The sequence below is a fragment of the Shewanella marina JCM 15074 genome (genome assembly GCF_000614975.1).
Taxonomy (GTDB): domain Bacteria; phylum Pseudomonadota; class Gammaproteobacteria; order Enterobacterales; family Shewanellaceae; genus Shewanella; species Shewanella marina.
In genome coordinates this window covers 128,301-142,293 of record NZ_BALM01000010.1, presented here as the reverse complement: position 1 = coordinate 142,293, position 13,993 = coordinate 128,301, and the positions used below count along the sequence as shown (strand labels likewise).

Sequence of the window (13,993 nt, the reverse complement as noted above, 5' to 3'; positions counted from 1 at the left end):
TTTCAGTGAGTAACCGCTTACACTTTGCATACCACGCTTATCGCGCCGTTTGCCGTGTCAGTGGGGTCGCATTATAGGGGGTATTTGAGATTGCACAAGCGCTTTTTAACAAAAACTGGCAATTAATTTTTACACTCAACTTAACCACTTGTTAATCACAAGTTATCCACAAAAACTAAGTTAAACTGTGTACTTTATCGACTTATCGTTAATAAGGTGCCTTAAGAAGTACTCTGACTGAAACGACAAAAGCCGCTCATTGAGCGGCTTTTGATTTCATTGCTGTGGTATTAACTTAATTTACCATGGCATTGTTTGTATTTCTTACCTGAACCACATGGGCATGGATCATTACGACCGACTTTATCGCCTTCGCGTACCACTGGAGTATGGGCTGCTAAGCTATCAGCTTCATGAGAACCATCAACTAATGATTCTGCTTCTGCATGACTAAAGTCACGTTTGATCTTGGCTTCTTCTTCACGACGACGCTGCTCCATCTCATCTACATCTGATTGAGCTTGAACTTGTACTTTAGAAAGAATACTGATCACATCGTGCTTTAATGACTCAAGCATTTGTTGGAATAGCTCAAAAGATTCGCGCTTATATTCTTGCTTTGGATTCTTTTGGGCATAACCACGTAAATGGATACCTTGACGTAAATGATCCATTGCCGCTAAGTGCTCTTTCCATAAACCGTCTAGTGTCTGTAGCATTACTGCTTTCTCAAACTGACGTAATACTGGTGCACTAACCATCTCTTCTTTAGCTTTATATGCATCTTGCCAAGCTTTGACGATAGTTTCACGCAATGTTTCTTCGTACAACTCTTCGTCTTTATCTAGCCACTCTTGAATAGGTAACGTTAAACCAAACTCTGACTGTAGACGCTGCTCTAGACCTGGAACATCCCAAAGCTCTTCTACTGACTGTGGTGGAATATATTGATCAATAACACCACTCACTACATCAGCTTCGATGTTAGTAATGGTATCTTCAATGCTTTCAGCATCCATTAGGTCGTTACGCTGTGAGTAAACGACCTGACGTTGATCGTTAGCAACATCATCAAACTCAAGTAATTGCTTACGAATGTCGAAGTTACGAGCTTCTACTTTACGCTGCGCATTTTCAATCGCACGTGATACCCATGGATGCTCAATCGCTTCGCCTTTCTCCATACCTAACTTCTTCATCATGCCTGATACACGATCTGAAGCGAAGATGCGCATCAAGCTATCTTCCATAGATAAGTAGAAACGTGATGAACCTGCATCACCTTGACGACCGGCACGACCACGTAACTGGTTATCAATACGGCGTGATTCATGACGCTCTGTACCAAGGATATGTAAACCACCAGAAGCGATTACTGCATCATGACGTTCTTGCCACTCTGCTTTCATTTTGGCTTTGACTTCAGGTGATGGGTTATTAATGGCTTCAAGCTCCATTAACCAGTTACCACCTAATACGATATCGGTACCACGACCCGCCATGTTAGTTGCGATAGTGACCGCACCAGTACGACCAGCTTGAGCAACGATATCAGCTTCTTTTTCATGGAACTTCGCGTTAAGTACTTGATGTGGGATCTTTTCTTGCTTCATTAAACGTGCCAGTAGTTCTGACTGTTCAATTGAAACGGTACCAACAAGTACCGGTTGGCCGCGTTCACGACAGCCTTTAATATCTTCAATGATCGCTGCATACTTTTCTTCTGCAGTGAGATAAACCAAATCTGGCATATCTTTACGAACCATTGGACGGTTAGTTGGTACAACAACAGTATCTAAACCGTAAATATGTTGGAATTCGAATGCTTCAGTATCAGCGGTACCTGTCATACCTGCTAATTTGTCATATTGACGGAAGTAATTCTGGAAGGTGATAGATGCTAATGTTTGGTTCTCATTCTGAATTTTCACACCTTCTTTTGCTTCTACAGCTTGGTGCAAACCTTCTGACCAACGACGACCTGGCATCGTACGGCCTGTATGTTCGTCAACAATCACGACTTCACCGTTTTCTACGATGTAATCTACATCTTTCTCAAACAATGTGTGTGCACGAAGACCTGCGGTCACATGATGTAATAATGAAATATTAGCAGCTGAATAAAGTGAGTCACCTTCAGCTAACATGCCGCGCTCAGTTAATAGCACTTCAACTTTCTCTTGACCACGTTCGGTCAACAATACTTGTTTGGCTTTTTCATCAATACTGTAATCGCCTTCACCTACGAAATCGTCAGAATCTTCTTTGTCTTGACGAATAAGGTGTGGAATTAAGGTATTCACCTTGATATATAGTTCTGAGCTATCTTCAGCAGCACCTGAAATAATCAATGGTGTACGCGCTTCGTCAATTAAGATTGAGTCAACTTCATCGATTAGTGCGTAATGTAGAGGACGTTGTACACGCTCTTCTGGTGAGAAGGCCATGTTGTCACGTAAATAATCGAAACCAAATTCGTTATTAGTACCGTAAGTGATATCCGCAGTATAAGCATCTTTCTTCTGTTGCTGACCTAAGCCTGCAACGTTAATGCCTACGGTTAACCCTAAGAACTCAAATAATGGACGGTTAAATTCAGCATCACGACGTGCTAAGTAGTCGTTTACTGTAATAACGTGAACACCTTTACCTGATAACGCATTTAGATATGCTGGTAGTGTAGCGGTTAACGTTTTACCTTCACCAGTACGCATTTCAGCGATACGGTTACTATCAAGCACCATACCACCAAGTAACTGCACATCGAAATGGCGCATTTCAAATACACGCTTTGACGCTTCACGTACGGTTGCAAATACTTCAGGAATTAAATCGTTAACTTTAGTGCCATCTTGAATACGTTGGCGAAACTCAATGGTTTTCGCTTTTAGTTCTTCATCAGAAAGCTTTTCAAAATCGGCTTCCATGGCGTTAATTTTAGTGACGACTTTACCAAGTGTTTTGAGGGTACGGTCATTACGACTACCAAAAATTTTTGTCAGTACTTTACCAAACATCTGAATCTCTTATCTCTGTGTAAGATGGCTCGTATTATTCTATCGTGATAAAAACAGAAATATAGGCCTATAATTACTAATAACCTGCTTTGCGATAGACAAACTGACCTGGATCAATTTGTTGTCCACCCCGCAACACTTCGTAGTGTACATGTGGTCCTGTTGAGCGACCTGTACTCCCCATACTGGCAATTTTCTCGCCTTTTGCAACCACATCACCTACGGCTACTGACACAGATTTATTATGACCATAACGGGTCGATAACCCATTACCATGATCGATTTCGACCAAGTTCCCATAACCAAACTTACTGCCTGCCCATGTAACAACACCACCACCGGTAGTTATTACATCGGCACCTTCGCTACCCGCAAAATCAATGCCTTTATGCATTGTTCGACGGCCATTAAAAGGATCATTACGTAAACCATAGGGCGATGATAGCCAACCGCTATTAATTGGTCGCCCTGATAAATAACGTTCTTCATCTATATGGAGGTTAGATGCTACTGTTTCAAGTAGGGATAACTGAACATTATTATTATCAATACGTGCTGACAACTGTTCCATCTCTTGGAGCAATTGTGCTAATTCGATATCAGAGCCTGAATGGTTAACACCACCGACCCCAACTTCTGAAGAAAAATTGAATTGGTTTTCTAGCTTATTTTGCACAGCAACATGCTGGCCCAATGCTTCAAGACGAGACATTTTAGCCTGTAAACTAGCTACATGGGTAACTAATTGGGCTAACTGTTCTTTAGTGGCAACCCGTAGTTGCTCGATTTCATTCTTATGTAAAGCGCGTTCGTCACGCTCTTGATCTAATTCGGCTTGATGTTCTACTAGACGAGTTTCATTTTGTTGATATAAGCCTGTACCAGCTGCAATCAACAATAACGGCAATAACAACCAACGTTTTCCTGGTTGCCAGCGCGTAGTCCCTTTCCGACCTTGTATAAATACTGTTACACTCATAGCTTCTCTTAGCCATCTTCTTATAGTATGAAAAAGCCTCCGCAAGACCTCTGCCATTTGCTACATCAATCAAGCACGCTTCCAGATCTTGCTGAGAAGGCTGAATTGCTTCGGTATTTAAATCAATACGTCAAACAAACCTTATCAGGCCCTGTGACGGAGCAACTTACTGTTGCTAATCTACGTCAAGGGGTGTTGGTTATCGAGACGACTACAGCTGCTTGGGCAGCGAGAATTAACTTTCAAAAAGCTAAACTACTGCAACAACTTCGAAACGAAACATTGCCAATGCTTACCGCTATTGAAGTGAAAGTCAACCCAAGCAACGCAAAGCTTGAAGTAAAACCTAAAGTAGAGACTAAACAAATAAGCGAAACTGCGGCATCTCACATTGCGGCTTTAGCCGAACATACAGACGGAACACTGGCTGAAAAACTAAAACGGCTAGCTGCATTGGCTAGCCGTAATAGGCAATCTTAATCATTATGCGAGCACTAAGCCTGCTGGAAGATTGAAACTGACAGGGGCTTGCGCCTCTTCTTCGTAGCTTACAAGTTCCCAAGCATCTTGAGTCGCAAGCAGCGCACGAACTAAATTATTATTTAGTGCATGACCCGTTTTATAGGCACAGAACTCACCAATAATTGAATGTCCCGCAACATATAAGTCACCAAACGCATCTAGAATTTTGTGCTTAACGAACTCATCCTCGTAACGCAGGCCATCGGGGTTGAGGACTTTAAACTCATCAAGTACCACGGCGTTTTCCATACTGCCACCTAACGCTAAGTTATTCGCTCTTAGGTATTCAATGTCGCGCATAAAACCAAAGGTTCGCGCGCGGCTAATATCACGAATAAAGGCAGATGAAGAAAAATCCATTTCCATATGCTGTTGACTACGAGCAATTTCAGGGTGATCAAAGTTAATGGTGAAATTAACTTTAAAACCTTGATATGGACGAAGCTCCGCCCACTTATCACCATCTTCAACTCGAATAGTACGTTTAATTCTTAAGTACTTTTTAGCGGCTGCTTGTTCTGCGATACCTGCTGATTGCAACAGGAACACAAACGGACTAGCGCTACCATCCATAATAGGAATTTCTGGTGCATCAACTTCAATCACGGCATTATCAATACCAAGACCAGCAAGTGCAGCGAATAAATGCTCAATCGTTGAAATACGTACACCATCGTCATTAACGAGGGCGGTACACATCGTCGTTTCACGAACGGCATCAGCTTTAGCCGGAATTTCGACATGAGGAGTCACATCAGTGCGTACAAGCACAATTCCAGAATTGACTGGTGCAGGCTTGATCATCAAAGTGACTTTGTTGCCAGAGTGCAAGCCGACTCCAGTCGTCTTTACTATTTTTTTAACAGTTCTTTGAAAAATCATTCAGTTACCCGTGTTTTATCAACCATCGATGTATTTATATTAACTATTTTTTGACGCTTATTCGCACAGAACTCCGTATGCTAGCATAACTTAGCTAGATAACAAAAGTTTGACGCTCACTTAATCACAAATTAAGAAGCGTCATTCTAATCTCATCTTGCGATTAGTCAGCTTGCTTACGCAAAAATGCTGGAATATCTAAATAATCGATCTCATTTTTAGCCGCTGGTGCAACTGCCGGTTTTACCGCAGCATTGCCATGACCACTGTCATGTGTAGGGGCCTCATATGATTCAGTATTTTGAGTTTCCACACGTGGCTCAACCGCAACTGGCTCTGGACGATGTACAGGTTTAGTCACTAATTGAATATCAGGCTTTTTATCAGCGCCAATACCAGTTGCAACCACTGTTACACGTAACTCATCAGCCATTTCTGGATCGATTACGGCACCAACCACTACTGTCGCACCGTCAGATGCGTAAGCTTTAACATGGTTACCCACAGTTTCAAACTCATCGATACCCATATCCATACCCGCAGTAATGTTAACTAACACACCACGTGCACCGGCTAAGTCGATATCTTCTAGTAATGGGCTAGCAACAGCTGCTTCAGCCGCTTCTTCTGCACGGTCTTCGCCACTCGCCACACCTGTGCCCATCATGGCATTACCCATTTCTGACATTACGGTTCTTACGTCGGCGAAGTCGACGTTAATTAGACCCGGACGAGTAATAAGCTCTGCAATACCTTGAACCGCACCAAGTAATACGTTGTTAGCTGCTGCAAACGCATCTAACAAGGTAGTACCGCGACCCAGTACTTTTAATAATTTTTCGTTAGGAATGGTAATTAACGAATCTACATGCTTTGCAAGCTCGGCAATACCTTGCTCTGCATAAGCCATACGCTTTTTACCTTCGAACGGGAATGGTTTTGTTACCACTGCAACCGTAAGAATACCTTCTTCACGAGCGACTTCGGCAACAACTGGTGCTGCACCAGTACCCGTACCACCGCCCATACCTGCAGCAATAAAGATCATATCTGATCCGCGGATCGCATCACGGATACTTTCACGATCTTCTTCAGCTGCTAAACGACCCACTTCTGGGTTTGCGCCTGCGCCTAAACCTTTAGTTACATCCTGACCAAGTTGAATGGTCGAACCTGCAGGTGACTTACGTAGAGCCTGAGCATCGGTGTTAGTTGCAATAAAATCAACACCTTCAATATTATGCTTAACCATATGCTCTACAGCATTTCCGCCACCACCACCGACGCCGATGACTTTGATCACCGCTTCGTCTGAATGAGTATCCATGATCTCAAACATGGTTTATTCTCCGTTATGCCTGCGTTCTGAGCTAATTAAAACTCGCCTTTAAACCAGCTTTGGACCCGATTCCAAAGACTGGTTACCCCTTGGCGCTCTGGGCGTTCGAACTGACGTTCAATCACCCTCCTTGCCCCGTAATGAAGTAACCCTACACCTGTGGCGTAAATAGGTAACTCAACATATTCATTTAGCCTTTTACCGGCTGTGGCGATGCCAATCTTACTGGCATGCCAAATGTTGCTTCAGCAACTTCAAGTGCACCATCAATTGATGCTGTGCCGCCGGTTAATACAATACCAGCCGCAATTTGATCTTCTAAGCCACTGTCTCGTAGCTGCTTTAAAATTAATTCAAACAACTCTTGGTAGCGTGGCTCAACCACCTCAGCCAAGGTATGACGTGACATCGTGCGAGATGGACGACCACCAACCGATGGCACTTCAATACTGTCTTCACGACTCACATTCGCACTACGCGCACTTGCGTATTCTACCTTGATCTGCTCTGCATGCGATAATGGTGTACGGAAAATCTTTGCAATATCGCTAGTAACTTGATTTCCCGCAACAGGAATAACCGCACAATGGCGCAAAGCACCATTGGTATAAACGGTAATATCAGTCGTACCACCACCAATATCGACTAAACAAACACCTAAATCTTTTTCATCTGGTGTCAGTACTGAATCTGCAGATGCAATACCAGCAAACACTAAGTCATCAACTTTTAAGCCACAGCGCTCAACACTCTTAGTAATGTTTTTCGCCATGTCGTTAGCACAAGTAACAATATGCACCTTCGCTTCCATACGCATACCTGACATGCCAATGGGGCTTCGAATGCCATCTTGTACATCAATTGCGTATTCCTGCGGTAGCACATGTAAAATACGACGTTCTGTTGGAATCTTTACCGACCGCGCGGTATGGATGACATTATCAACATCATCTTGAGTCACTTCTTCGTCGTTAATTGACACCATGCCGTTTTCATTCTGGCAAGCGATATGCTTACCTGAAATACTCAAATACACTGAGGCAACTTGGCAATCAGCCATCAGTTCAGCTTGATCTAAAGCGCGCTGAACACTACGAACAATTGAATCTAAATCGTTAACACCGCCTTTATCCATGCCGCGAGAAGGATGGTTACCGAGTCCAACCACACTAATTTCACCATCAGGCAGCACTTCACCTATGATCACTGCGACCTTAGATGTTCCAATGTCTAAACCGACAATGAGATTTCTATCTTGGTTTTTCGTCATTTAATTAACGGCTCTCTTTTTGTGCTTGTTCCCAACCTACGGCTAGTCCTGTGTCGTAGCGTAAATCAACACTGGCAACGTGTTTCTTTTCTTTTGCAAGTAACGGATATACGTAAATAAACCGCTGAATACGTGCCATTCTATCTTCTCGTCCTAACTCCAGCACGATGCCATCAGATAATGAAGCCACCCATGCATGTCGCGGACTAACACTTAAGCTCGCTAAACTAAAGCCATTGATCTTAAGTAATTCATCTATTTGCCGGTATGACTTCAATACTGCTTGTGCCATATCCGTTGGGCCTGCTAAATCAGGCAGTCCCTGTAAACTTGGTTCCTGCGGCGCCGCAAATATTTCACCGTGAACATTGAGCCACTGAGTTTTATTCCAGTGCGCCACGGGTTGCTGCTCTTGCAGATAAATCTTCAACTTATCTGGCCACTCTCGCCTAACTGAAGCTCGGTAAACCCAAGGCAATGCCTCTAATGCTTGTTGGACTTCAGTCACGTCCGCAGAAAAAAAACTGCGCTTTAATAAATTCTGTAATGCTAATTGGATATCTTTATCACTGGTAAAAGCACGTTCACCACTGATGGCTACGGCTTCTAATGGCAATGCATTGGCATCATTCAATACCTGATGCAATTTCCAACCGGCAGAAAATAAACCTGCCAGCACCATTAACAAAAACATCACGCCAAGACAAAAATACCAATCAAGTCTTGAGAGTTTTTGTCTGCCTTGTTGTAGCTTTTGCCTCAAAGACACTATCGACCTCTCATTACTCGATATAAAGTCGTCACTACTTCCAGCCGCTCATTATATCTACCAAATAGCATTGGTCAAAAATTCCTTGGCTAAGTTTATGTTTTGATTAATTTTCGACCAAAACAGTACTTATTTAAATCCTAGATTTTCATTAGCAAGTTGACGCGATATCGCACCAATATTTCCAGCACCTTGAGTCAAGATTAAATCACCATCTTGTAATACATCAGGCATAAGCTGTGCTAACTGTTCCGGCGTTGCCACAAAAATAGGATCCACTTGACCACGCATTCTAATTGAACGCGCTAATGCTCGGCCATCTGCGCCATTAATTGGTGTTTCACCTGCGCTATAAACATCCAATAACAACAGACAATCAACCTGTGATAACACCTCAACAAAATCTTCATAAAGATCGCGTGTACGGGTATAACGATGCGGCTGATACACCATCACCAATCGCTTATCAGGCCAACCTGCACGTGCAGCTTTAATGGTGGCAGCAACTTCACTAGGGTGATGACCATAGTCATCCACCAACATCACATCACCTTTAGGCGTATTAAACTCACCTAGATGTTGGAAGCGACGACCAATGCCTTCGAATTTAACTAAAGCACCTAAAATATCTTCATCAGCAATTGAGTCTTCAGTCGCAACTGCAATTGCAGCCAAAGCATTTAACACATTATGTTGACCCGGCAAGTTAAGTACCACGTCTAAATCTTGCTTGTCTTTACGACACACTGTAAAACGACATTGATGACCATGCTGTACAAAATTGGTTGCTCTTACATCGGCATCATCGCTGAAACCATAAGTGACAATATGACGGCTCATCCGTGGAATAAGCTCACGCACCACATCATCATCGATACAAACAACCGCTAATCCATAAAATGGCAAGTTGTGTACAAAATCGATAAAGGTACTTTTTAGGGTTTCAAAATTACCACCATAAGTATCCATGTGATCAGCTTCAATATTGGTGATCACTGTCACCATTGGTTGAAGATGTAAGAAACTTGCATCACTTTCATCAGCTTCAGCAATCAAATAACGGCTATGACCTAAGCGAGCGTTAGTACCCGCACTATTTAACAAACCACCAATCACAAATGTAGGATCACGATCTGCTTCACCATAAACACTGGCGATTAAACTGGTTGTCGTGGTTTTACCATGGGTGCCCGCAATAGCAACGCCATAACGATAACGCATTAATTCAGCCAGCATTTCAGCACGGCGAACAATAGGGATACGTAATTCTTTAGCCGCAATAATTTCAGGATTATCTTGATTAATCGCAGTAGAAACCACCACCACATCAGCATCCACCACACTTTCACGGGTATGGCCGATATACACCATTGCACCAAGTGCCGTTAAACGATCCGTTACCGCGTTAATCGCGATATCTGAACCACTAACTAAATAGCCTTCATTCACTAAAACTTCAGCAATACCGCCCATACCTGCACCACCAATACCCACAAAGTGAATACGGCGAACACGTCTCATTTCTGGCACTATCGCTCTAATTGGAGTTGGAGCATTTTTTTTCTGCTTGATTACTCATTTTGCACCTTTTGCGCAGTCGATGCAGACAGCGGCAACTTGTTCAGTTGCATCTAACACAGCTACGCTTCTTGCTTTTTGTCCCATTAGGACTAATTCTTCACGGTCATCGGCTAGCATAGATAACTTTTCGGTGAGCTTATTCACATCCACAATCGGTTGTGGCAATAATAAGCCTGCTCCAGCCGAGACTAACACTTCTGCATTGCGAGTTTGGTGATCATCAACAGCATGTGGATACGGCACCAATAAACTTGGTCTACCGACGGCAGCCAATTCAGATACAGTTAATGCCCCAGAGCGACATAACACCACATCAGCCCAACGATATGCAGCTTCCATATCATCAATAAACTCGGCTACATTGACCTGACCTTCTTGGCCTAAGCGTTGATAATGTGCTTTTACTGAATCGACATTACCTTTACCCACTTGATGCCATACTGTAATCGAATGTTCACGACTCACTTTAGCAACAACCTCTGGCATCAGATCATTAAAGATTTTGGCACCTAGGCTACCGCCGACTACTAAGACCTTTAAGGCAGTTTCAATCTCTTTTGGTTCAGCCCCTAAAGCAACTAATTCAGCACGGATCGGATTACCCACCACTTGTGCATTAATACCTGTGAAGGTATTTGGAAATGCACACATCACTTTAGTGGCAATCTTTGACAGTAATTTATTGGTCATACCGGGAATAGCATTTTGCTCATGTAGCACTAATGGTATACCAGCAAGCTTAGCTGCCACACCACCAGGACCACTGGCAAAACCGCCCATGCCCATCACCACATCAGGCTTAAACTCTTTAATTACCTGTCGCGCTTGCATAATTGAACGCAAAATCTTAATTGGCGCACCCAGTTTACGTATTAAGCCATTACCACGAACACCTTTGATATCAATAAAATCAATATCAAAACCATGCTGTGGCACTAATCTAGCTTCCATACGATCAGCCGTGCCCAGCCAGCGTACCGTCCAACCTTGTTTGGCTAAATATTTAGCCACAGCTAACGCCGGGAATACATGTCCCCCCGTGCCGCCAGCCATTATTAAAATTCGTTTTGCAGTCATTTGTTAACCGTTCTTCGACTTGCCAATTATTGCCTGTGTCAAACTTAATCGACGCTCGTAATCTATTCTAATCAAAATCATTGCCGCGGCGGTCATAATCCAAAGACTACTACCACCATAACTAATAAAAGGTAATGTCAGACCTTTGGTTGGTAGCATGCCAATGCTTGCTCCCACATTCACAACGGTTTGGAAGCAAATCCAAATACCAATACCGTAAGCGAGATAACCTTCAAATGGTTTCTCTAACTCGAGACATTGATTGCCCAATTTTATTGCCCGTAATGCAATAAATAGCAACACAGATAGCACAGCAATAATGCCAATAAATCCAAGCTCTTCACCGATAATGGCGAAAATAAAGTCAGTATGAGCTTCAGGTAAGTATTCTAATTTCTGGATACTATTACCTAACCCTTGTCCAAACCAATCACCCCGGCCGTAAGCCATTAATGATTGCGTTAACTGGTAACCACTACCAAATGGATCTTCCCATGGATCCATAAAAGAGGTCACCCGGCGCATACGATAAGGCTCAACCACAACCAATGCCACAAAGGCTAATATGCCAGCTAGAATAAGCGCAAAGAAATCAAGTAAACGCGCCCCAGCCAAAAATAGTAATCCCACCGTACAAACAAACAGTACGACTACCGTACCTAAATCGGGTTGCAATAAAATCAATAATGCATAAACAGCAAACAATACAATTGGCTTATAAAAACCTTTTGAGTTTTCAAGTACTTCTTGATGGCGCCTCACCAGATAACCGGCCATAAACACCACAAAAGCGAACTTAGCTAATTCAGCAACCTGAATTCGGATCGGGCCAATCACCAACCAACGGGTTGCACCATTAACCGTTGAGCCAACGAGCAATACCGCAATCAATAACAGCAAAACAGCAACAAGAATGATGGGGCTGAAAGTTTGCCATTTTTGCATATCTATCTGCAGTATGACTGCCGCAATAATGACGCAACCCACTAAATAAACGGCCTGACGAATAACAAAGTGAAACGCATTACCTGTTAAGGTTTTGGCTTCCGGCATTGATGCCGACATCACCATCACAAAACCAAACAAGATCAAACTAATGATTGCAGCTAACAATGCTCTGTCATACATCACTGTTGGCTTTGATTCTGTTGACGATGAAAATTTATCCGTCAACCAAGCAGGCATAGAAGGCGACCAATTAGGTCGCCAACTGAGCCAGCGGCTCATGCGGGATTCACTCCGCATCGATCTGCTCCACTAATTGGCGGAAGTCATCACCACGCGCCATAAAATTAGGGTACATATCTAAACTTGCACACGCAGGAGACATCAATACGATATCACCCGCTGATGCGAGCTCTTGCGCTTTAGCCACGGCCTCGGCCATGGTTGATACCTGAATAGCATCATCGCGCAGAGCGGCAATTTTATTACCATCACGACCGAGCGTAATAAGATGGGTCACATTGCCAAGCACATCTTTTAATGGGCGGAAATCAGCACCTTTGCCATCGCCGCCAGCAATCAAAATAATGTCGCCTAAGTGGTCACTTAAACCTTGCAAAGCAGCCACAGTTGCACCAACGTTTGTTGCTTTTGAATCATTGACGTATGTAACGCCTTGCTTAACCGCAATCAGCTCACAGCGATGCGGTAAGCCTTTAAAGTCAGCAGCCACTTGGGCCATTGTCTGTTTATCAACACCCGCTGAAAATGCTAATGCCATTGCAGCCAATAAATTGGCATGGTTATGGGACCCCAGTAACGCTACGTCACTTAATGGCATAATCTCACTACTACCGTGATAAATTTTGCCATCAACAATGCCCCATTCATCACCTTCCGGTGTCGATAAACCAAAACTGTTTTGGTTCATTGGGTCACTCGGAATCGTCAACGGATCTTCGCGATTAAAAATCACTTTACGACTTTGTGGGTAAAGGCTTAACTTTGCTGTTTTATAGGCATGCAAATCAGCATAACGATCCATATGATCTTCACTGATATTTAAACATGTCGACACTAAGCAATTTAAACTGCTCGTAGTTTCCAGCTGAAAACTCGATAGCTCTAACACATAAAAATCTAAATCTAACGCCAACAACTCCAATACTGGTACACCAATATTGCCGCCAACCTCAGCTTTAAGGCCGGCAGCTTTTAGCATTTCGCCCACTAACGTCGTTACCGTTGTTTTGCCATTTGAACCAGTAATCGCCAATACACAAGGTGGCTTATCAGCAATGGCACGAGCAAAAAGCTCAACATCACCTATCACTTCAATTCCCATATCAACAGCAGCGCGCACCTCTGGTGTATCAATAGCAATGCCGGGGCTAATCACAATCTGACTCGCCTGCACTAAATAACGACAATCAAAACCACCACAGATAAGTTCCACATTTGGAAACTCAGCTTTAAGTGCATCTGCACCCGGTGGCTGACGACGGCTATCCATAACCAATGGTGTTATTCCCTGTTGCTCAAGAAAACGCACGACTGACAAGCCGCTAACGCCTAATCCCAATACAATATGTGAATACTGATTCAACATGTT

At 43.2% G+C, this 13,993-nt stretch carries 10 protein-coding genes and 1 pseudogene; 1 reads left to right on the top strand and 10 read right to left on the bottom strand.

Features of this window, described 5'->3' with window-relative positions:
* Positions 1-290: 290 nt before the first annotated feature.
* Both secA and JCM15074_RS09835 read right to left on the bottom strand, forming a co-directional pair.
* The gene (gene secA / locus JCM15074_RS09840) at positions 291-3,017 is read right to left on the bottom strand and encodes a preprotein translocase subunit SecA (RefSeq protein ID WP_025821046.1); all 2,727 of its coding nucleotides are present in this window, start codon (positions 3,015-3,017) and stop codon (positions 291-293) included.
* Between the two features lie 76 nt (positions 3,018-3,093).
* Positions 3,094-3,996 (bottom strand): M23 family metallopeptidase, encoded by a 903-nt coding sequence (locus JCM15074_RS09835; RefSeq protein ID WP_025821045.1) that lies wholly within the window; start codon positions 3,994-3,996, stop codon positions 3,094-3,096.
* A 27-nt stretch (positions 3,997-4,023) separates the two neighbouring features.
* On the opposite strand from JCM15074_RS09835, the gene JCM15074_RS09830 reads away from it, so the two are divergent.
* A complete protein-coding gene (locus tag JCM15074_RS09830) occupies positions 4,024-4,476 on the top strand; it encodes a DUF721 domain-containing protein (protein ID WP_025821044.1) in 453 nt (150 codons plus the stop codon).
* A gap of 3 nt (positions 4,477-4,479) precedes the next feature.
* Here JCM15074_RS09830 and lpxC read toward each other — a convergent pair whose 3' ends face one another.
* The 8 genes and pseudogenes from lpxC to murD all read right to left on the bottom strand — a co-directional run bounded on the left by lpxC (position 4,480) and on the right by murD (position 13,990).
* Positions 4,480-5,400 carry a UDP-3-O-acyl-N-acetylglucosamine deacetylase gene (gene lpxC, locus JCM15074_RS09825; protein WP_025821043.1) on the bottom strand — a complete coding sequence of 307 codons (921 nt, stop codon included), beginning with the start codon at positions 5,398-5,400 and terminating at the stop codon, positions 4,480-4,482.
* A gap of 163 nt (positions 5,401-5,563) precedes the next feature.
* Positions 5,564-6,739, bottom strand: coding sequence for a cell division protein FtsZ (ftsZ, locus tag JCM15074_RS09820; protein WP_025821042.1), 1,176 nt, complete (start codon positions 6,737-6,739; stop codon positions 5,564-5,566).
* 35 nt (positions 6,740-6,774) lie between these two features.
* Positions 6,775-8,009: pseudogene (gene ftsA / locus JCM15074_RS21720) on the bottom strand (cell division protein FtsA).
* A gap of 4 nt (positions 8,010-8,013) precedes the next feature.
* Positions 8,014-8,778, bottom strand: a complete 765-nt coding sequence (locus JCM15074_RS09810; protein ID WP_025821041.1) for a cell division protein FtsQ/DivIB — start codon at positions 8,776-8,778, stop codon at positions 8,014-8,016.
* Between the two features lie 129 nt (positions 8,779-8,907).
* Entirely contained in the window at positions 8,908-10,299 is a 1,392-nt protein-coding gene (murC, locus tag JCM15074_RS09805; RefSeq protein WP_051536874.1) for a UDP-N-acetylmuramate--L-alanine ligase, read from the bottom strand.
* A 54-nt stretch (positions 10,300-10,353) separates the two neighbouring features.
* Complete coding sequence (gene murG / locus JCM15074_RS09800; protein ID WP_025821039.1) at positions 10,354-11,436, bottom strand: undecaprenyldiphospho-muramoylpentapeptide beta-N-acetylglucosaminyltransferase; 1,083 nt, start codon at positions 11,434-11,436, stop codon at positions 10,354-10,356.
* Between the two features lie 3 nt (positions 11,437-11,439).
* Complete coding sequence (gene ftsW / locus JCM15074_RS09795; protein ID WP_051536873.1) at positions 11,440-12,621, bottom strand: cell division protein FtsW; 1,182 nt, start codon at positions 12,619-12,621, stop codon at positions 11,440-11,442.
* 49 nt (positions 12,622-12,670) lie between these two features.
* Positions 12,671-13,990 (bottom strand): UDP-N-acetylmuramoyl-L-alanine--D-glutamate ligase, encoded by a 1,320-nt coding sequence (gene murD, locus JCM15074_RS09790; protein ID WP_025821037.1) that lies wholly within the window; start codon positions 13,988-13,990, stop codon positions 12,671-12,673.
* Positions 13,991-13,993: the final 3 nt, after the last annotated feature.